Origin of the sequence: Luteimonas abyssi, assembly GCF_001482195.1 — a bacterium.
Lineage (GTDB): Bacteria > Pseudomonadota > Gammaproteobacteria > Xanthomonadales > Xanthomonadaceae > Luteimonas > Luteimonas abyssi.
In genome coordinates, this window is sequence record NZ_KQ759763.1 from 3410363 (window position 1) to 3431152 (window position 20790).

Genomic DNA, 20790 nt, shown 5'->3' on the forward strand with positions numbered 1-20790 from the left:
CCGTGGATGCCCGCGGGCCGGCCCGCCGCTAGGCTGCGTGGAAGAACCCGCCGATCGCCTGCGCCACTGCGTCCGGGGTTTCCATGTGCAGATGGTGGCCGCCCGGCAGCACGACCAGATCGCCGTCGGGCAACAGGCGCGCACGACGCGTCCGGTCGGGCTCGGGCAGATACGGCTGCGGCGGATCGGCGTAGATCACCCGGGTCGGACAGGTGATCCCGGCAATGAGGTCGTCGACCTGTTCGCCCGTCATGCGCACCATCGTAGGGACGGTCAGCCGCGGATCGCTGCTCCAGGCCTGGCCGCCATCCACCGCCGCCAGGCCGCGCTCCACCAGCAGCCGGGCCACCGGCTCCGACAGCCCGTTGGCCTGCATGCGCGCACGGATGGCCGGGGCGGGATCGACGAACACGCGCAGGCGCTTGTCGCGCAGCGCACGATTGGCGACGACCGCCTCGCGCAGGCGCGTGGCCGTGCGATCGGCGGCCTCGGGCAGCGCGCCCAACGCCTCGATCGCCACCAGCCGTTCGATCCGCTCCGGACAGCCGGCGGCCACCAGGCTGGCGATGCCTGCGCCCATCGAGTGTCCCAGCAGGGCGAAACGTTCCCAGCCCAGCGCATCGGCGATATCGAGCACGTTGTGGAGTGCGCCGGCGAAGGTGTACTCGGTGCCGCGCGGAAGATGGTCGCTGCGGCCGTGGCCCGGCAGATCCGGGCACACCAGGTCGAGATCGCCCAGGCGCGGCGCCAGCGGCACGAAGCTGGCGGCATTGTCGAGCCATCCGTGCAACGCCAGCACCTTCGGCCCGGCGCCGCCGCTGCGCAGTCCGCGGATGCGGCCGGCCGGAATCTCCAGCTCGAAATCGTGCATCAGCCGCCCGCCCCGTCCCAGCCATCGAGCGTGCGCCGCGCCAGGGCCGCCAATGCGTCGGCATGCGCGGGCTGCGCATTGAGGCAGGGCACGTAACGCAGGGCCTCGCCGCCGTGTTCGCGGAACAGCTCGGCGTTCTGCAGTGCGATTTCCTCCAGCGTCTCCAGGCAATCGACGGCGAAACCGGGACAGACCACGTCGACCCGCTTCACGCCTTCGGTGGCGAGCGCGCGCAGGGTGGCGTCGGTATAGGGCTGCAGCCAGCGTTCGCGGCCGAAGCGCGACTGGAAGGTCACCACGATCTCGTCGACCGGGATGTCCAGCGCCTGCGCGATCGCCCTCGTACTGGCGTAGCACTGCTGCTGGTAGGGATCGCCGGCATCGACCAGCCGCTGCGGAATGCCGTGAAAGGAGAACATCAGGCGTTCGCCGCGACCCTCCTGCGCCCATGCGGCGCGGATCGACGCCGCGACCGCCGCGGCCCAGGCGGGATCGACGTGATAGTCCTCGATCACCCGGGTCGCGACCGGCGCGCGACCGGCGACATCGTCCACCGAAGCCGTCGTGGTCGTGGAGTACTGCGGGTACAGCGGCAGGACCAGCACCCGCCGCGCGCCGGCGTCGCGCAGGGCGTCGAGCTCGCGCGCCATCGACGGCTGCCCGTAGCGCATCGCGTGCACGACCCGCGCCCCCGGCAGGCGCTCGGCGACCGCCCGGGCCAGATCGCGCGTGTGCACAAGCAACGGCGAGCCGCCGTCCATCCAGATCCCGGCGTACAGCCCGGCCACGCGCTTGGCGCGCAGCGGCAGCACCGCCAGGCGCAGGATCGGCTGCCACAACAGCGCCGGCAGTTGCACGACGCGGCGATCGGACAGGAACTCCAGCAGGTAACGGCTCACGCCCTCGGCGGTGGGCGCCTCGGGCGTGCCGAGGTTGACCAGCAGGACGGCGTCGAAGGTGGATGCGCCTGCCGTCGGCGTCGGAGCGTGCGGATGAACGGGTTGTGGCATGACGTTAGGATGTGACCGGGCAGGAAAGCGGGCATGACGCCGACACGACGGTCGGCGGGGCTGGCAGGGAGCCGGCGCCGCGGCGATGCCCTCGCGCGTGCGGCCGGATCCGTTCGTCGGGGGAGGACTCGTCGGGCAGGACATTGTGCGAGACGAGCCGTCAGACCCGATTCATTCCTGCGATCCTAGCCTGAACACGCTTTCTTCCGCGTGTGCCCATGTCCGCCGACACCCGCCCGATCCCGTTCACCGGAGTCCATCCACGATGATCCAGTCCACCCGTTTCGCCCGCCAGTTGCTCGCCGCTGCGCTCGCGCTGTCGCTCGCCGCCGGCGCCGCCCATGCCGGACCGCGCGAGGACGAGCGCGCACAGAACGCGGTACGGGTGCTGACCGAGGTGCAGGAGATTCCGGAGAACGCGATTCCCGACAAGCTGCTCGACGAGGCCCATGCGGTGGTGATCGTGCCCGACACGATCAAGGCCGGCCTGGTCATCGGCGGCCGTCGCGGGCGTGGCGTGATGGCGGTGAAGTCGCCCGACGGCACCTGGTCGCAGCCCGCGTTCGTCAGCCTGACCGGCGGCAGCATCGGCTTCCAGGCCGGCGTGCAATCGGCCGACGTGGTGCTGGTGTTCCGCAACCAGCGCAGTCTGGACAGCATCGTCAACGGCAAGATCACCCTGGGTGCCGACGCCGGCGTCGCCGCCGGCCCGATGGGGCGCAATGCCGCCACCGCGACCGACGGTCAGTTGCGCGCGGAGATCTGGTCGTGGTCTCGCGCGCGCGGTCTGTTCGCGGGCATCGCCCTCGACGGTGCGGTGCTGTCGATCGACGACGCCGCCAACCAGGCGGTCTACGGCGCAGGCACCACGCCGCGGATGATCTTCGAGCGCCGCACCACCGGCCAGCCCTCGAGCGCGGTGGTCGACTTCCGCGACCGCCTCGAAGAGGCGACCGCGATCGCGCGTGCCAACCGCGGCACCGACGGCCGCCAGGTGGCCGGGGCCGCCCGGTCCGGACCGGCGCTCCCGCCGCCGTTGCCCGAGCAGGGCGCGCCGAACGAGGGCGGTGCGCAATCGCAGGGGCTCGGACAGCCGCGCAACGAGCCGATCCCGTCCAGCTTCGAGCCGGTCGACGACGGCGAGATCCGCGCCGAGCCCCTCGGCGACCCGCGCTGAGCCTGCCGGCGCCGGATCGGAAGACTGAACCGGGAGCGCGCCGCCGATGCGGCCTCCCGGACAGGCAGGTGTCACCCGGCTGCGCTATGCTGAGCCTCTTCTTCCGAAGCGATCGAGCAGGTCATGGGTAGTTTCAGCATCTGGCACTGGATCGTCGTTGCGATCGTGGTGCTGCTGGTCTTCGGCACCAAGAAGCTGCGCGGCGCCGGAAAGGACCTGGGTGAGGCCATCAAGGGCTTCAAGCAGGGCATCCGCGAGGACGACAAGCCGACCGGCCACATCGAGCAGCAGCGTCAGGCCGAGACCACCGCGCAGGACGAACGCGAGCGCAGCCGTACGGACGACGCTTCGCGCTGACGCGGTGCGCGCACCGCCATGTTCGATCTCAGTTTCGCGGAACTCCTGGTCATCGGCGTCGTCGCCCTGGTGGTGCTCGGCCCCGAGCGTCTGCCCAAGGCGGCCCGCTTCGCCGGTGTCTGGGTTCGCCGTGCGCGCGGCCAGTGGCAATCGGTGAAGTCCGAACTCGAACGCGAACTCGCCGCCGAGGAACTCAAGCGCGATCTCGACCACGCCCGCAGCGCGGTGCGCGACGCCGAGGACCGGATGCGCGCGACCGATACCCAGGCGCGTCGCGAAGCCAACGACCTGCGCGACGACCTGCAGGCCACGGCACGCGCCGCCACCGGGCGCGCCACGCCGACGTCCGCATCCGTAACCACGAACGCCAGCGGCGATGCCTCCGACGCGGCGGCCGCCGCCTCGTCGCCCGGCTCGGCCGCCGTGACCCCGACCGATGCCCATCCGCTGGACCACGCGCCATCGGAACCAGGAACGTCCCCGTCGCCGACACCACCGTCGCCACCGGGCACCACCGCCCCGGAACCCGCATCCGCACCGCAGGCCGAGACCGATGAGCCAAGACGCTGAGTCCGCGCTCGACAGCAGCCTGCTCGAGCACCTGATCGAGCTGCGCTCGCGCCTGCTGCGCGCGATCGCCGGGTTGATGCTGGTCTTCGTGTGCCTGCTGCCGTTCGCCAACCGGCTGTACGCGTGGCTGGCGCAGCCGTTGCTGGACAAGCTGCCCGAAGGCGCGAACCTGATCGCGATCGAGGTGGCCTCGCCGTTCTTCGCACCGCTGAAGCTCGCGTTCTTCGTCGCCCTGGTGGGCACGATGCCGTGGCTGCTCTATCAACTGTGGGCGTTCGTGGCGCCCGGCCTGTACCGTCGCGAACGCAAGCTGGCGGTGCCGCTGTTGCTGTCGTCGCTGGTGCTGTTCTACGCCGGCTGCGCGTTCGCGTTCTTCCTGGTGCTGCCGGTGGTCTTCGGCTTCCTCACCGCGATCACGCCCGAAGGCGTGGCGATGATGACCGACATCCACGCCTACCTGAATTTCGTGCTGGTCATCTTCCTCGCCTTCGGATTGAGCTTCGAGCTGCCGGTGGCGATGGCGATCCTGGTCCTGATGGGCTGGGTGACGCCGGCGCAACTGCGCGAGTCGCGCGGCTACGCCATCGTCGGCATGTTCGTGCTCGCCGCGGTCATCACCCCGCCCGACGTGGTGTCGCAGTTGATGCTCGCGATCCCGCTGTGCCTGCTCTACGAGGCCGGCCTGATCGCCTCGCGCATGCTCGCGCCGGCAGAAGAGCGCGCCTCCGCCGAGGAATCCTGAGCCCGCTACGAATTCGTCGCGCGGGCCACGCGCGCGGATTTCGCGGGGTTACAGCTCGATACCGGAGCTCGGCACGGGCGCCTGGTCATCCCGGGCGTCGTCGGCCGGAGCCGCCATCTGCCGCCAGGCGGTGTAGATCGCACCGACCACCACCGGCATCAGCGCGGCCATCAGCACGACCTGACCCACCACCATGCCCGCGGTGAGCCCGAGCGCGGCGCCGACCAGCGCCGTCACCAGCTGCGAGGCGATGCTCATCAGCACCGCGACCAGCACCAGCAGCACGAAGAACACCAGCATCGCCGGCACGTTGCGCAGGCAGGCGCGGAAGCTGCGGCCCATCGCCTGGAACGCCGGCCGGCCTTCGAACATGATCTGCGGCGAGGCGATGAAGGTGTAGAAGTACACCGCGATCACCAGCAGGAACACGATCAGCATCCACAGCAGCAGACGGCCGGCAGGCATGTCCGGGAACGTGGGCTCGGAAGAGCCGCCCGACTGTTCCATCGCCACCGACAGTGCCTGCAGCTGATCCACGCCGATCATCAGCATCAACAGCACCACCGCGGCGATGCCGAACACGAACTGCGGCACGATCTGCGCCATCAACGGAAACGTGCGCCCGTTGCGGAAACCCTCGAACAGGTGCGCGGGCGACGTGGCACGATCCTGATCGACCTCGCGCACCGCGTACACGAACCCGCCCAGAAGCACCGGGGTGATCAACAGGGTCAGGACCTGCAGGCCGAAGAACGCGCCGGTCGCCCCCATCAGCATCAACGGCAGCGCACTGATCAGGCCGAACACGGCACCGATCCCGGCCAGTCCGCCGGGCGCCTTGCGCAGCAGGCCGAAACCGCCGAGCAGCCACTCAGCGCCCGCACCCGCCGTGACCTTGCGAACATCCGTCATGCCTGCTGCTCCTGGAAAGCCTGATCCCGCGCCCCGTCGGCGCCGCGCACAGTGTACGCGTGCCGGACGAAACGGCGCAGCACGCGACGCGCCTGTGGCGCGGCGCGGACGGCCGCGGCGAGCGCTTTCGGATCGGTGTCTTCGGCGCGCAGGACATCGGCCCGGGCGCGGATGTACCCGCGCATGTGGCCGACCGAGAACTCCGGGTGGAACTGCACGCCCCAGGCATGCGCCCCCCAGCGGAAGGCATGGTGCGGATCGTGCCCGGCGGTGCCCAGCCGCACCGCGTCAGGCGGCAGGCGCCGCACGCTCTGCACGTGAGTGATCTGCGCCGCGAACCGCTCGGGCGCGGCGGCGAACAGGGGATCGTCGGCGGCGGCATCCGTCCGTTCGACCTCGGCCGTGCCCATGCCGCGCCCGACCGGGTTGTCGCCCACGTCACCACCGAGCGCATGCGCGAGCAACTGGTGCCCGTAGCAGATGCCGAACACCGGCAACCCCGCACGGGCGGCTTCGCCCAGCCAGGCCGCCGCCCGCTCGCTCCACGCCTCGCGATGGCTGACCATGGCACCCGAACCGGTCACCAGGATCCCGAGGCTGCCCGCAGGCGCCGGCAGCGCATCCGCCTGCGCGTCGAGCGTGGTCACGACCGAGGCCGGCAGGCCCGCTGCGACCCGGATCCAGTGGTCGAAATTGCCGTAGCGACGCATCGGCGGCACCGGCCGGCCGGTCTCGAGGATCAGGAAGCGGGCGGTGGGCATGCGGGACACGGCATCGGGAGGATGACCCGGAATCATGCCTCCTGACCCGCCGCCGGACAAAGGCGTCGCGCCTATGGGCCGAGGTGCTTCGAGTAGAACGCGGCCAGCCGATCGACGGCCCGATCCACGTATTCGGGACGGTGATACATGTCGTAGTGGCCCGCGCCCTCGACGACGAAGAAATCCTTCTCCCGGTTCGGCGCGAGATCGAACAGGGTCTCGCCGGCTTCGTACTGGCCGGTGCTGCCGCGCCGCCCGCCGACGATCACCTGGAGCGGCTGGACCAGCAGCTCGGGCACCAGATGGAAGCCGTGGAATGCCAGCAGGTGGCCGTAACTGCGCAGCAGCAGCCGGTTGGTGGCGTTCGGGTGCCGATGCGGGGACTCGCGATAGAAGGCAACCGCGTCGAGCGCCTCGGGGTCCTCGATGCCCGCCTCCCGTGCCGCCTGCACGCTGTCGGGAATCCATGGCGTTCGCTGCTCCACACCACCGCGCGCCTCGGCGGTGCGCTGCCTGCCGACCTCGTCCAGGGTCTGCTCGACATCCGGCAGCATGTGGCGGAACGCCGCACCGATATCGTTCGCGACCACCGTGCCGAGCGCCTTGACGCGACGCTCGGTCAGCGCGGCGTTCACCGCGTAGCCGCCGCCGGCGCAGATGCCGAGCAACCCCACCCGCGCCTCGTCAACGAACGGCAGCGTCATCAGGTGATCGACCGCGCACCGGAGGTCCTCGACACGCACGGCCGGGTCCTCGAGATCGCGCGGAACGCCGCCGCTCTCGCCCTGGTAGGACGGATCGAAGGTCAGCGCGACGAAGCCGCGCGCCGCCAGCCGGGTCGCGTAGATCGCGCCGATCTGCTCCTTGACGCTGCTGCCGGGCGTGGCCAGCACGATCGCGGCGTACGTGCCGCCGGCATCGAAATCCGGGGGCAGGTGCAACAGTCCCGCCAGATCGATGGTCCTGTTGCTGAACGTCGTGCGCATCATCCGGGTGTCCTCCTTCGCATCGACGGCCGCTGTCACCCGCAGGAGGGAGCGGCGGCGTCTGTGGAAATCACGGGATTGGGGCCTACCATGGCGAACGCATCCCGAAAGGTGCGATCGTCCGGTCGCCTGCGAAAATAGTTCAATTATGAAACATATTCAACATCGGAACGTATGATGGCGAAGAACGATGCCGCTCGGATCTGGCGCCTCAACTTCCAGCTGTCGACCGATGTCCTCATCGAAGCGACGCCTGCGTTCGCGATGCTGGATCTGGAAGCGAAGGAGTTCTTCGTCCTCGATGGCATCGAGGATCGCCCCTACCCCGCCGCGCTGGCGCAGCATCTGTCGATGCCCAAGCCGACGATGACGCTCTATCTGAAGACCTTGCAGAAGAAGGGGTTCATCGCGCGCGGCATCGATCCGGACGACTTGCGTCGCCACCGCCTGGAACTCACACCCTCGGGACGGCGAACGGTCGAACGCGCACGCACCGCGCTGTCCACGCGCTACGGCGAACGGCTCGCCCGGCTGGGACGCGGCGAGCAGGCCGAATTCGCCAGGCTGCTGGAGAAACTCACCGGCTGAACCGGCTGAACGTCCGGCGTCGGATCGCTGCCAGCGCACGCCCCACATCGCGTGGACGCTGGTGATCGGCATCACCGCGTCGACAGGAGCGGGACGACCGCACGACTCCGGGTATCGCCGGACCGCCACCTCGGCCGGACGGCCGAGCGCGTCAACGCCGGCACCTCAGATCCGGATGACGCCCCGCATGTACAGCACCGCGCTACCCGAAATCAGCACGCGGTCACCGGCCATTTCGCACTGCAATTGCCCACGCCGCCGCCCGCCTTGTCGCGCCGACAGGGTCGTCTTGCCCAGGCGCTGCGCCCAGTAGGGCGCGAGCGTCGTGTGCGCGGAACCGGTCGCCGCATCCTCGTCCACACCCACGTTCGGACCGAACCAGCGCGACACGAAATCGAACCTCGTTCCCGGCGCGGTCACTGCGACCCCCCTGTTCGGCAAGCCCTTCAGGCGGCCGAAGTCCGGCGTCAGTCCGGCGACGATGTCCTCGTGCGCCACCACGACCAGATAATCCTCGGCCTCCAGCACCTCCGCGGCGTCGAGTCCGAGACCGGCGAGCAGACCCTCCGGCGCGACGCAGGGTCGCGGCGGGCGGCTGGGGAAATCCATTTCGAGGACGTCGCCACGGCGGCGGACATGGAGCATCCCGCTGCGCGACGCGAAATGCACCGCGTCATCGGCATGGCCGAGCGCGTGCATCAGCACCCAGGCACTGGCCAGCGTCGCGTGGCCACACAGATCGACCTCGACCGCCGGCGTGAACCAGCGGATCCGATAGCCCGCCGCCTCGGCGACGAAGAACGCGGTTTCCGGAAGATTGTTCTCGGCGGCGATCTTCTGCATCACGCTGTCGTCCGGCCACGACTCGAGCGGACAGACCGCCGCCGGGTTGCCCTCGAACACGCGTGAGGCGAAGGCGTCGAGTTGATAGATGTCCAGTTCCACGGTGTCCTCGAAAAGATTGCGGCGATACGTCGTCCGCACATCTTCCTGCATCCAGGCCTGGGCGCGATCTCTGGCCGGCGGCGGCGGCCTTGATGTCATGCAACGACCTGCGACCCAGACGTGAATCGGCTCGCGGAGCGTACGGGCCGCCGCCGTCGTCGGCTCGCTCCCCTGCGCGCGTCTTGAACGAGCGTGCACCTCTCGGGCCGAAGGTGGACACATCCGGCAACCATGGCCAACCGGCGCGCCTGAACACCGATGGCCGGAGTCGTCATTCAACCTCTCCCGCGTCTTGGAAAATCCCGAGAAGCGCCGAAGGCAGGGCGCGTCGGCGACGACACACACGATCCGCATGTCGAGCCCCGTCGGGACCGGCGGCCTTCTCGGCGAAATCAAGTGAGGAGGTCGCCGCCGCATGGCGGCGGCCGGGGGACATTCGCACGAGGAGGCTGCCGGTTCCGGCGGGGCCCGTCAGGTCGCTACGTTGCGAAGCGAAGCCAGGCACCTCACGACCTCGGCCGTTGCCGCCCCCCTCCCTCGGGAACGAACCCGAAAGAATCGGCAGGCGACCCGAACCGTTCGACGCGCCCAGGCCAGACCGGCCGGAGCGACGGTGGCGACCCGGTGTCAACCGGCACCGACCGCTTCGCGAAGACCGGTTTACGGAACCACCTGCAGGGACGCGTACCGCCGTCGACACGGCCGCGTCCCGATGCGCCCGCTCACTCCCGCGGCGGCAGTACCGTCAGCACTTCCTCCACGGTGGTCAGCCCCTGCGCGACCTTCTCCGCGCCGGCACGCCGAAGCGTGCGCAATCCACCGGCCACCGCGGCGCGGGACAACGCGGTCAGTTCCATCGCCGGGCCGATCAGCGCCCGCAGCGCGGGCGTGACCGGCATGAGTTCGTACAGGCCCACGCGCCCGAGATAGCCGGTGTTGCGGCATTCCAGACAGCCCACCGGCGCATGCGTGCGGCCCGGCGGGATCGCCTCGCCCGGATCGAGCAGTGCCGTCCAGGCCCCCGCCTCCAGCTCGGCCGGGCGCTTGCAATGCGGGCACAGCGTGCGCACCAGACGCTGGGCGAGCACGCCGTTGAGCGTGGAGGCGATGAGGTAGTGCGGCAGGCCGATGTCGAGCAGGCGGGTGACCGCCGACGGGGCGTCGTTGGTGTGCAGCGTGGACAGCACCAGGTGACCGGTCAGCGAGGCCTGCACCGCCATCTGCGCGGTGTCGAGGTCGCGGATCTCGCCGATCATGATGATGTCCGGATCCTGCCGCAACAGCGTGCGCACGCCCTGGGCGAAGCCGAAATCGATCGCCGTATGCACCTGGCTCTGGTTGAGATCGGGCGAGACCATCTCGATCGGATCCTCGACCGTACACACGTTGACGTCCGGCGTGGCCAGGGTCTTGAGCGTGGAGTACAGCGTGGTGGTCTTGCCCGAGCCCGTGGGGCCGGTGACCAGCACGATCCCGTGCGGACGCTGCACCAGCTCGTTCCAGATCTCCGCTTCGGCATCGTCGAAGCCCAGCTGCGCGATCGGCTTGAACGCGGTGTCCGGGTCGAAGATGCGCATCACCACCTTCTCGCCGAAGGCGGTGGGCATGGTCGACAGGCGCATCTCCACCTCGCGCCCGCCCGGCGAGCGGGTCTTGATGCGACCGTCCTGCGGACGTCGACGCTCGGCCAGGTCCATGCGCCCGAGCACCTTGATCCGCGCCACCACCGCGGTCATCACCGGCGGCGGCATCTCGAACACCTTGTGCAGCACGCCGTCGATGCGGAAGCGCACCCGGCCCAGGTCGCGGCGCGGTTCCAGGTGGATGTCGGAGGCGCGCTGCTCGTAGGCGTACTGCAGCAGCCAGTCGACGATGTGGACGATGTGGTGGTCGTCGGCGTTGACGTCGCCGGACTTGCCCAGCTCCACCAGTTGCTCGAAGGTCGGCGCGGCGGCGCTGTCGTCGCGCTGGTCCTTGGCGCCACGGATGGAGCGGGTGACGCCGAAGAACTCCATGGTGAAGCGATTGAGGTCGAGCGGACTGGCGACTTCCAGCACCACCTCGCGCCGCAGCAGGCGCTGCAGGTCGGGCAGCCAGTCCAGCGCCAGCGGCTCGCTGGTGGCGATCAGCGCGCGGTCCGGGGTCACCGCCAGCGGCAGGATCCGGTGCCGGCGCGCGTAGGCGTGCGAGACCAGGTCGGTGATGTTGGCCAAGTCGAGCTTGGTCGGGTCGATGCGGCGGTAGCGCAGGCCGGTGCGCTCGGCCAGCCACTCGGTCAGCGTCTCCAGGCCCAGTTCGGTGCCCGGCGTCCGCACCGACGCCAGTTTGAGGTTGGCCAGCAGCACCAGCGGATGCACCGCATCGCCGCCACGCAGGTTGCGGGCGCCGGTGCGGGCACGTTCGGCATCGTCGGCGGCGATCAGACCGTCGGCGGCGAGCGCATCGATCAACGGCGCGAGCGCCAGGCGTCCCGGCGGCAGGGCGCCGTCGGGACGGGGAACGTGAGCGGTGCGGAGATCGTTCAAGGCGCGGCGCCGGGCTCGGGGAAGTTGAAAAAAGGGGGCCGCCGCTATACTAGCGCGCCCTCCAGAGAGCCCGCCGACGATGTCCGGACCGACCTTCCAGGCGATGATCCAGCGCCTCAACGCCTTCTGGGCGGACCAGGGCTGCGTGCTGATCCAGCCGCTGGACCTCGAGGTCGGCGCCGGCACCTTCCACCCGGCCACGTTTTTGCGTTCGATCGGCCCGGAGCCGTGGAACGCCGCTTACGTGCAACCCTGCCGCCGCCCCACCGACGGCCGCTACGGCGAGAACCCGAACCGTCTGCAGCGCTACTACCAGTATCAGGTCGCGCTCAAGCCCAGCCCCGACAACATCGTCGAACTGTATTTCGATTCGCTCAAAGCGCTGGGTCTCGACCCGCAGGTGCACGACCTGCGCCTGGTCGAGGACAACTGGGAGTCGCCCACGCTCGGCGCCTGGGGCCTGGGCTGGGAGGTCTGGCTCAACGGCATGGAAGTGACCCAGTTCACCTACTTCCAGCAGGCCGGCGGCCTGGAATGCAAACCGGTGCTGGGCGAGATCACCTATGGCCTCGAGCGGCTGTGCATGTACTTGCAGAACGTGGACAACGTGTACGACCTGGTGTGGACGGTCGGCCCGGACGGCACCCCGGTGACCTACGGCGACGTCTACCACCAGAACGAGGTCGAGCAGAGCGCCTACAACTTCGAGATCGCCGACGTACCGGAGCTGTTCCACCGCTTCGACGCCTGCGAGGCCGAAGCACTCAAGCTCGTCGGCCTGGGTCTGCCGCTGCCGGCCTACGAGCAGGTGTGCAAGGCCAGCCACAGCTTCAACCTGCTCGACGCGCGCCGCGCGATCAGCGTCACCGAGCGCCAGCGCTACATCCTGCGCGTGCGCAAGCTGGCCCAGTCGGTCGCGCAGGCGTATCACGAGCAACGCGAGAAGCTGGGCTTCCCCGGCCTGAAAGCACCCAGGCAAGCCGCCTGACCCGAACCATCTGACCTTTCTCCCGCACGCGGGAGCGCCAGGCAGGCATCGGGCGGCGGCCGAACCCACCGCGTCGCCACGCGTGCCGAAAGACACACCATCGCCGACACCACGCAGGCCTTCCCGACGTACGGGACCACTGCCGGACTATCGAGACGGACTCCCATGACCGACACCCGACCCCTGCTCATCGAACTCGGCACCGAAGAACTGCCGGTCAAGGCCCTGCCCGGCCTGGCGCAAGCGTTCTTTGACGGCGTGCTGGCCGCGCTGGACCGACGCGGCATCGCGGTCGCGCGCGGCGACGCGCGCCCGTTGTATACGCCGCGGCGCCTGGCCGTGCTGTTGCCGGGCGTGGCGACCACCCAGCCCGAGCAGCGTTCGGAGGTGCCGGGGCCGTACGTCAACATCGCACTCGATGGCGACGGCCGACCGACCCGCGCGCTGCAGGGATTCGCGCAGAAGGCCGGCGTCGAGTGGACCGCGCTCGAACGCACCCGCGACCAGAAGGGCGAGCGCTTCGTGCACCGCGCGGTGTCGCCGGGCGCACCCACCGTCGCGCTGTTGCCGGAGATCGTGAACGAGGCGATCGCCGCGATCCCGGTACCCAAGGGCATGCGTTGGGGCGCGCATGCCTGGACGTTCGCGCGGCCGGTGCACTGGCTGGTGGTCCTGCTGGGCGATGAGGTGGTGCCGGCGACGGCGTTCGGCCTGCAGGCCGGGCGCGACAGCCGCGGGCATCGCTTCGCCCACGACGGCGCGGTGACCATCGCGCGGCCGCAGGACTACGTGGCGGCGCTGGACGCCGCGCAGGTGCTGGTCGATCCGGTCGCGCGGCGCCAGCGCATCGTCGATCAGGTGCAGGCCGCCGCGCGCGCAGTCGGCGGCGAGGCGCGCATCGACGACGGCAACCTCGCCGAGGTCGCCTGCCTGGTCGAGTGGCCGCATGCGGTCACCTGCGCCTTCGAACCGGAGTTCCTGGCAGTGCCGCAGGAGGCGTTGATCGCCACCATGGAGGCGAACCAGAAATTCTTCCCGGTGCTGGTGGGCGGCCGCCTGTCCGAGCACTTCATCGGCGTCGCCAACATCGTCTCGCGCGACGAGGCCGAGGTGCGCAAGGGCTACGAGCGGGTGATCCGCCCGCGCTTCGCCGATGCGCAGTTCTTCTTCGTCGAGGACATCAAACAGGGCCTCGCGTCGATGGATGCCGGCCTGAAGACGGTCACCTACCAGGCGAAGCTGGGCACGCTGGCCGACAAGGTCGCGCGCGTGGCGACGCTGGCCGAGACCATCGCGCCGCAGGTCGACGTGGCGCCGGCGCTGGCCCGGCGTACCGCGGAACTGTCGAAGGCCGATCTGCAATCGCGGCTGGTCAACGAGTTTCCGGAGCTGCAGGGCATCGCCGGACGCTATTACGCGCTGCAGGATCCGTCGCTCGACGACCTGCCCCACGACGATCGCACCGCGCTGGCCAACGCCCTGGACGAAGCCTGGCAGCCGCGCTTCGCCGGCGACGACATCGCACTGTCGCCGCTGGGCAAGGTGCTGGCGATCGCCGAACGCCTCGACACGTTGGCCGGCGGTTTCGCCGCGGGGCTCAAGCCGACCGGCAACAAGGATCCGTTCGCGCTGCGGCGCAATGCGCTGGGGCTGGCGCGCTCGATCATCGAGTCGGGGTTCGATCTCGATGCGCGGGCGCTGATCGCGCACGCGGCCGCCCTGGCCGTCGACGCGGTCGTCTCGCGATCCGCCGCCGATGCCGGCGACAAGAAGCCCCGAGGCGATATCGCGAGTCCTCCCGACGCGCAGACCCTCGCGCACGAGCTCTACGACTTCGTCCTCGACCGCCTGCGCGGCTACTACGACGATCGCAACGTACCGCCCCAGCACTTCGCTGCGGTGGCCGCGCTGAAGCCGGCCTCGCTGTACGACTTCGACCGCCGCATCGACGCGATCGGCAGCTTCGCCCAGTTGCCCGAGGCCGACGCGCTGGCCGCGGCCGACAAGCGCATCCGCAATATCCTGCGCAAGGCCGACATCGACATTCCGGGCCAGGTGGACCCCGCCTTGCTGGCCGAGCCGGCCGAGCGCGCGCTCGCCGAGGCGGTGGAAGCGGTCTACGCCGAGACCGGACACGCGCTGGCGCAGGGCGACTACGTCGACGCGCTGGCGCATCTCGCACGCCTGCGTCCGCAGGTCGATGCGTTCTTCGATGCGGTGATGGTCAATGCCGACGAGGTCGCGGTGCGCGCCAACCGGCTCGCCCTGCTCAAGCGCCTCGGCGACCGGCTGGGCAGCGTCGCCGCGATCGAACAACTGTCGGGCTGAGGGCCGGAATCCCGGGGTTTCTCACACTTTCGCCGAAAAGGGTTAAGCGCTTCTTGACGCATCTTGGGTATGCTGCCCGGCATGCGTGCCCCTGAACGCCTGACCCGATTCGCCGCCCTGTCGCTTCTGCTCCTGCTCCCCGCCCTGGCCCAGGCCATCGAGGTGGGCGAGGTGCGGATCGAAGGGCTGGACGAGGAAATGACCGCCAACGTGCGCGTCTCGCTGTCGCTGGAGCAGGCGCAGGGACGCGACGTCTCGTTCCGCCGGCTGGCCTACATGCTGCGCGTGGCCGAGGACGAAACCCGCGAGGCGCTCGAGCCGTTCGGCTTCTATTCCCCCGAGATCACCGTGACCCGCGACGAGCGCGAGGATCGCGGGACGCCGGTGACGGTGACGATCCGGGTGACGCCCGGCGAACCGGTGCGCGTGCGCAACTCGAACATCGCGATCCTCGGCGAAGGCGGCCAGGACCGTTACCTGCGCCGCGAGCTCGATGCCTTCGCGCCGGCGACCGGCGCGGTCTTCGACCATCCCGCGTACGAGACCAGCAAGAACCGGATCAGCCGCCGTCTGGCCCAGCGCGGTTACTTCGACGCCGATTTCGCCTCGCGGCGCGTGGAGGTCACCCGCGCGCAGGAGGCCGCGGACATCGAACTGGTCTGGACCAGCGGCGAGCGCTACGACATGGGCGCGACCACCTTCGAGCAGACCCCGAACGAAGTCGTCGACAACAGCCTGCTCGAGCGCCTGATCTACTGGGAAGAAGGCCAGTACTACCACCAGGGCCGTCTCGACCGGCTGCGCACCTCGCTGCAGCGGCTGGACTACTTCAGCAGCATCAGCATCGACCCGCAGCCCGAGAATGCCGTCGACCGTCGCGTGCCGGTGGAGGTGACCCTCACGCCCGCGCCGCGCAAGGTGCAGACGGCGGGCATCTCCTACGGCACCGACAGCGGCGCCGGCTTCCGGCTCGGCGAGGAGCGCCGTTACGTCAACCGTCGCGGCCACAAGGCGCAGGCGCAGCTGGACTGGGCGCAACGGCGCAAGACCGCGACCCTGCAGTACCGCATCCCCGCCTTCGCCTGGCTCGACGGCTGGTACACAGTGAGCCTGCAGGGCGCCGACGAGCAGACCCGCTACATCGACAGCCGCCGGCTGGAACTGGTCGGCAGCCGCAGCGGCCAGTACAACGACAACCTCAACCTGATCGCCTCGGCGCACGTCCTGCGCGAGCGCTGGGGCTACGTCGAGGACGACGGCGACGACGGCACCGACGACGTGGTCCGCGAGTACCGCTACGCGACCTTCCTGTATCCGTCGCTGCGTGCCGAGTACATCGATGTCGACGACCGTCTGTTTCCGCGCGAAGGCATCGGCGGCACCCTGATGCTGCGCGGCGGCCTGGAAGGCGCCGGTTCCGACGCGAGCTTCACCCAGATCCATGCCCGCGCCACCTGGTACCGCGGCATCGGCGAGCGCAACCGGCTGATCGTGCGCGGCGAAGTGGGCGCGACCAACACCAGCGCACTGGTCGACATGCCGCCCAGCCTGCGCTTCTACGCCGGCGGCGACCGCAGCATTCGCGGCTACGACTGGCGCGAGGTCGGTCCCCGGTTGGGCGATTTCGCCCTCGGCGCCAAGCACGTCACCACCGGCAGCGTGGAGTTCGAGCACTACTTCGAGAACGGCTTCGGCTTCGCGGTGTTCGCCGACAGCGGCAGCGCCTACGACGACCGGCCCGATTGGCGCACCGGCGTCGGCGTCGGCTTCCGCTGGGCGTCGCCGGTCGGTCCGCTGCGTTTCGATGTCGCCCGCGGCCTCGACGACCCCGATTCGCCGTTCACCCTGCATCTCGATATCGGGACGTCGTTCTGATGGCGATCTTTCGCGCCCGTCGCGGCATCGACCCGAACCTGAGCCCCGAAGAGCGCGAGGCGCGCATCGCCGAACTGCGTGCGCGCAGGCGCAAGCGCGCACGCGTGCTGGCGCTGCGTTCGGGCATCGTCGTGGGCGTGCTCGGCCTGCTCGCCGTGGGCCTGGTGTACTGGCTGCTGATGACCCTGGGCGGGCGCGACTTCCTGCTCGCGCAGATCAGTGCGCGGCTGCCGCCGGGCACGACGTTCGAATGGCGTGCCGCGGAAGGCCCGGCCACCGGCCCGCTGACCCTCTACGACGTGCGCTTCGTCTACCAGGCCTGCCCCGATCGCGACGAGGAGCCGGTGCCGTTCGGCGACTGCGATGAGCCGCTGACGCTGTCGTTCGAGGCCGGCCGGGTGATGCTCGACCCCGACATCCGGCCGCTGTTCGGCCGCCTGCTGCGCCTCGACGCGCTGGAGATCGACGACGCCCGCCTGACCCTGCCGCCGAGCGCGGACGACGAGCCCTTCGAACTGCCGACCTGGCCCGACGTGCTGCCGCAGATCGGCCCGCTGCCGCTGGCGATGCAGGCCGATGCGATCCGCATCCAGCGCTTCGAGGTGGTCGGTGCGGACGGCCCGATCATCGATGTGCGCAGCGCCACCGGCGCGCTCGACGCGCGCGACGGCCAGTTGCGCGTGGACAACCTGGTGGTCGACAGCGATCTCGGCCGCTTCGCGGTGAACGGCGAGTACCTGCCCGACGACGATTACCGCATGGACCTGGTCGCCAGCGCCGTGCTGCCGGCCCCGCCCGGCCGCACCCGGCCGCGCTTCGGCCTGGTCGCGCGCGGCGACGTCACCGAACTGGCGGTCGCGATCCGCGGCAACGCGCCGGCCCCGGTCCGCGCCGACCTGACCTTGCGGGGCCGCGATCGCCCGGGCTGGCGCCTGGCCGCCGAGGCCCAGGCCCTCGACCTGGCGCTGCTGACCGGCAACGGCGAGGTCGGCGGCGACCCCCTGCGGCTGGCGCTGACCGCCGATGGCCAGGGCGGCGAAGCCAGACTGGAAGGCTGGGTCGAACAGGGCGAGCTGCGGGCCGACATCCGGCCGTCCGTGGTCCGGCTGGAGGACCAGGTCATCGAGTTCAAACCGTTGCGCGTGGACGTGCTGGACGGCCGCATCAGCCTGCGCGGACACGCCGATTTCACCGATCCCGAGCAGCCGCGCGGCAAGCTCGCCTTGGCCGCGCGCGACGTGCAGTGGCGCGGCAGTCCGGACGAAGCCACAGGCGAACTCCCGGTGCCGATCACCGCCGATGCCGACCTGGGCCTGGCCGGCAATCTCGCGGCCTGGGCGGTCATCGGCAAAGCATCGGTGACGCGCGAGACGCAGACGGCCCAGATCGAGCTGGACGGCCGCGGCGACGACGCGCGCATGGTTTTGCGCACGCTGCGCGCGAGCATGCCCGAAGGCCAACTGGACGGCCGCGGCGAGGTGAGTTGGGCGCCGTCGCTGGCCTGGACGTTCGACGCCGAACTGGCCGGCTTCGACCCCGGCTATTTCGTCCCCGATTGGCCCGGCCGGATCGAAGGCACCCTGGCCAGTACCGGCAGCACCCGCGAAGCGGACGGCGGCCTGGACATCACCGTGGATGCGCCGCGCCTGGCCGGCACCCTGCGCGGCCGTCGGCTGGATGGGCGCGCGCAGGCGGAGATTCGCGGACCGGCTGCGGACGCGGCCCCGGAGACCCCGTCGGACATCGAAGGCGAGGTCGATCTGCGGCTGGGCCAGAGCCGGGTCGAAGCGCGCGGCCAGCTGACCGACCGCATCGCCCTGGATGCCAACCTGCAACCGCTGCAGCTCGACGATTTCGTGCCTGGCGCGCAGGGCCGCCTGCAGGGCCGGGTGCAGCTGTCGGGCACCCGCGACGCGCCCGACATCGAGGCCGACCTGAGCGGCAATGGCCTGCGCTGGGGCGACTACGGCGCCGAGCGCATCGCGCTGCAGGGCCGACTGCCCTGGGGCCGCAGCGATGGCGGCCGTCTGACCCTCACCGCCGAGGCAGTGGAGGCGGGCATGGCACTGGACAGCGTCAACGTGACCGCCAGCGGCGCGATCGAATCGCTGCAGGCCACCGCCAGCGTGCGCGGCGACATCGGCGCGCTGGATCTGGAGGCGCGCCTGCAACAGGCGGCACAGGGCTGGCGCGGCGCACTGTCGTCGCTGCAGTTGGCCCCTGCACGGGGTGCGGCCTGGTCCCTGCAGTCGCCCGCGACGTTCGCCCAGAACGGCGACAACTGGCGGGTGGACGAATCCTGTTTCGCCAGCAGCGACGGCGGTTCGCTCTGCGTGGCCGCCGACTGGCCGCGGGGCGGCGTCACCGCACGCGGCACCCAGCTGCCGCTGGCGCTGGCCGAACCCTATCTGCCGGAACGCGAGGACGGCACGCCGTGGGCGCTGCGCGGCGAGATCGCCCTGGACGCCCAGGTGCGACCGGTCGGCAACGGCTATGCCGGTAATGTCGACGTGCGTTCGAGCGAAGGCGGCCTGCGCTTCAGCCCACGTGCGCCGCGCGACGTAATCTCGTACTCCGATCTCGCGCTGCAGGCCGAGTTCGACGGCAACAGCCTGCAGGGCACGCTGTCGACCGGGGTCGACGACACCGGCCGGATCCGCGCCGAGGTCCGCACCGGCTGGGACGACTACGCCCCGCTGGCCGGCAGCCTCGACGCCGACATCGACAACCTCACCTGGCTGGAGCTGTTCTCGCCCGACATCGTCGAGCCCGAGGGCACGCTGGTCGCCCGCCTGACCCTGGGCGGGACCCGCGCCGAGCCCCAGATCGGCGGGCAGGCGAACCTGACCGGCTTCCGCACCGAAATCCCGTCGCTGGCGATCGTGCTGACCGACGGCAACCTGCGGCTCGACGCCGCACCCGACGGCAGCGCGCGCCTCGACGGCAGCCTGCGCTCGGGCGAAGGCACGCTGGACATCGACGGCACGCTGGGCTGGAGCGGCGAGCAGGTGCCGATCGTGATCAACGTGCGCGGCGAGGACGTGCTGGTCTCCGATACCCGCGACCTGCACGCCGTGGCCAACCCCGAGTTGACCGTGCGCATCGCCCCGGCCCAGCCCATCGACGTCAGCGGCACGGTCACGATCCCGACCGCGCGGCTGGATCTGGAGCGGCTGAGCGAAGGCGTCTCCGCATCGCCCGACGTGGTGGTGCTGGATCCGGTCGACCCCGAGCAGGGCCCGCCGACCGGGCTGCGGCTGGACGTGACCGCCGTGCTCGGCGAAGACGTCGACCTCAACGGCTTCGGTCTGACCGGCAAGCTCGGCGGCCGGCTGCGCGTGCGCCAGGTGCCGGGCCGCGAAATCATGGGCCAGGGCATGTTGACCGCCGGCGGCCGCTACAGCGCGTACGGCCAGGAGTTGCGGATCACCCGTGGCGAGTTCACCTGGAGCAACGACCCGATCGCCGATCCGGTCATCAACCTGCGCGCCGAGCGTCGGATCGAGGCCGAGGAACTGACGGCCGGCATCGACGTGACCGGCCGCGTGTCGTCGCCCTCGGTGAACGTCTGGACCGACCCCAGCCGCGACCAGTCCGAGGCGCTCGCCTACCTCGCCCTGGGCCGTTCGCTGTCCACGGTGACCGGTGCGGAGGGCGACCAGCTCGACGCCGCCGGCGCCGCGTTGTCGGCCGGCGGCGGCATGCTGGCCTCGCAGTTGGGCTCCCGCATGGGCCTGGACAACGCCGGCATCGGCGAGTCGCGCGCACTCGGCGGCAGCGTGCTGGGCGTGGGCAAGCAGCTTTCGCCGCGGTTGTACGTCGGATTCGGCGTCTCGCTGCTCGGCACCGGCCAGGTGCTGACGCTGAAGTACCTGCTCACCCGCGGCTTCGATGTCGAAATCGAATCCAGCACGCTGGAGAATCGCGGTTCGCTCAACTGGCGCCGCGAGCGCGACTGACCGCACGCACGGGCGATCGCCTTTTTCGGTTCTTCGCCGATTGACGTGGTTCGCAGCGCGTAGCGTTTACGTGGGCTCCGTCGGCACGCCGCGCCCAGGCGGCCGGGAGTCGCTCTTTCCTCGGTCGGGGCCGCTGCGCGGTCCGGCCCGGCGCGGCACGCGCCGGGGTTCGCATGGACGCGCGGCAATGCCACGC

General features: G+C 70.5%; 16 protein-coding genes. 9 read left to right on the forward strand and 7 right to left on the reverse strand.

Annotated features, from left to right (window positions below; all coding sequences use genetic code 11):
- Window positions 1-28: 28 nt before the first annotated feature.
- Window positions 29-871, reverse strand: a complete 843-nt coding sequence (locus RG19_RS14710) for an alpha/beta fold hydrolase (RefSeq protein ID WP_058835929.1) — start codon at window positions 869-871, stop codon at window positions 29-31.
- Window positions 871-1881: a ferrochelatase gene (hemH, locus tag RG19_RS14715; protein ID WP_058835930.1), complete on the reverse strand. Its 1011-nt coding sequence runs from the start codon at window positions 1879-1881 to the stop codon at window positions 871-873. The genes RG19_RS14710 and hemH overlap by 1 nt, the downstream gene beginning before the upstream one ends.
- A gap of 265 nt (window positions 1882-2146) precedes the next feature.
- Between hemH and RG19_RS14720 the strand changes: the two genes are divergently transcribed.
- The 4 genes from RG19_RS14720 (at window position 2147) to tatC (ending at window position 4727) form a co-directional block, all read left to right on the forward strand.
- A complete protein-coding gene (locus tag RG19_RS14720; RefSeq protein WP_058835931.1) occupies window positions 2147-3058 on the forward strand; it encodes a lipid-binding SYLF domain-containing protein in 912 nt (303 codons plus the stop codon).
- A gap of 123 nt (window positions 3059-3181) precedes the next feature.
- Window positions 3182-3415: a Sec-independent protein translocase subunit TatA gene (tatA, locus tag RG19_RS14725; protein ID WP_058835932.1), complete on the forward strand. Its 234-nt coding sequence runs from the start codon at window positions 3182-3184 to the stop codon at window positions 3413-3415.
- Between the two features lie 18 nt (window positions 3416-3433).
- On the forward strand, window positions 3434-3985 hold the full coding sequence (gene tatB / locus RG19_RS18440) for a Sec-independent protein translocase protein TatB (protein WP_058835933.1): 552 nt from the start codon (window positions 3434-3436) through the stop codon (window positions 3983-3985).
- Complete coding sequence (gene tatC / locus RG19_RS14735) at window positions 3969-4727, forward strand: twin-arginine translocase subunit TatC (RefSeq protein ID WP_058835934.1); 759 nt, start codon at window positions 3969-3971, stop codon at window positions 4725-4727. The genes tatB and tatC overlap by 17 nt, the downstream gene beginning before the upstream one ends.
- 48 nt (window positions 4728-4775) lie before the next feature.
- On the opposite strand, the gene RG19_RS14740 is transcribed toward tatC, so the two are convergent.
- The 3 genes from RG19_RS14740 to RG19_RS14750 all read right to left on the reverse strand — a co-directional run bounded on the left by RG19_RS14740 (window position 4776) and on the right by RG19_RS14750 (window position 7386).
- On the reverse strand, window positions 4776-5639 hold the full coding sequence (locus RG19_RS14740; protein ID WP_058835935.1) for a BPSS1780 family membrane protein: 864 nt from the start codon (window positions 5637-5639) through the stop codon (window positions 4776-4778).
- On the reverse strand, window positions 5636-6400 hold the full coding sequence (locus tag RG19_RS14745; RefSeq protein ID WP_058835936.1) for a glutamine amidotransferase: 765 nt from the start codon (window positions 6398-6400) through the stop codon (window positions 5636-5638). The genes RG19_RS14740 and RG19_RS14745 overlap by 4 nt, the downstream gene beginning before the upstream one ends.
- Window positions 6401-6471: 71 nt before the next feature.
- Window positions 6472-7386, reverse strand: coding sequence for an alpha/beta hydrolase (locus RG19_RS14750; protein ID WP_202905348.1), 915 nt, complete (start codon window positions 7384-7386; stop codon window positions 6472-6474).
- A gap of 177 nt (window positions 7387-7563) precedes the next feature.
- Between RG19_RS14750 and RG19_RS14755 the strand changes: the two genes are divergently transcribed.
- Window positions 7564-7974: a MarR family winged helix-turn-helix transcriptional regulator gene (locus tag RG19_RS14755; protein WP_058836650.1), complete on the forward strand. Its 411-nt coding sequence runs from the start codon at window positions 7564-7566 to the stop codon at window positions 7972-7974.
- Between the two features lie 165 nt (window positions 7975-8139).
- On the opposite strand, the gene RG19_RS14760 is transcribed toward RG19_RS14755, so the two are convergent.
- Together RG19_RS14760 and RG19_RS14765 are read right to left on the reverse strand one after the other, a co-directional pair.
- A complete protein-coding gene (locus RG19_RS14760) occupies window positions 8140-9273 on the reverse strand; it encodes a PhzF family phenazine biosynthesis protein (RefSeq protein ID WP_202905349.1) in 1134 nt (377 codons plus the stop codon).
- Between the two features lie 368 nt (window positions 9274-9641).
- Window positions 9642-11444: a GspE/PulE family protein gene (locus RG19_RS14765; protein ID WP_058835937.1), complete on the reverse strand. Its 1803-nt coding sequence runs from the start codon at window positions 11442-11444 to the stop codon at window positions 9642-9644.
- A gap of 79 nt (window positions 11445-11523) precedes the next feature.
- Here RG19_RS14765 and glyQ point away from each other — a divergent pair, with 79 nt between their 5' ends.
- From glyQ to RG19_RS14785, 4 genes are all read left to right on the forward strand, one after another.
- Window positions 11524-12432, forward strand: a complete 909-nt coding sequence (gene glyQ / locus RG19_RS14770; RefSeq protein WP_058835938.1) for a glycine--tRNA ligase subunit alpha — start codon at window positions 11524-11526, stop codon at window positions 12430-12432.
- Window positions 12433-12597: 165 nt separating this feature from the next.
- On the forward strand, window positions 12598-14760 hold the full coding sequence (gene glyS / locus RG19_RS14775; RefSeq protein ID WP_058835939.1) for a glycine--tRNA ligase subunit beta: 2163 nt from the start codon (window positions 12598-12600) through the stop codon (window positions 14758-14760).
- A gap of 81 nt (window positions 14761-14841) precedes the next feature.
- Entirely contained in the window at window positions 14842-16635 is a 1794-nt protein-coding gene (locus tag RG19_RS14780; RefSeq protein WP_058836652.1) for an autotransporter assembly complex protein TamA, read from the forward strand.
- Complete coding sequence (locus tag RG19_RS14785; RefSeq protein WP_058835940.1) at window positions 16635-20594, forward strand: translocation/assembly module TamB domain-containing protein; 3960 nt, start codon at window positions 16635-16637, stop codon at window positions 20592-20594. The genes RG19_RS14780 and RG19_RS14785 overlap by 1 nt, the downstream gene beginning before the upstream one ends.
- The last annotated feature ends 196 nt before the right edge of the window (window positions 20595-20790 follow it).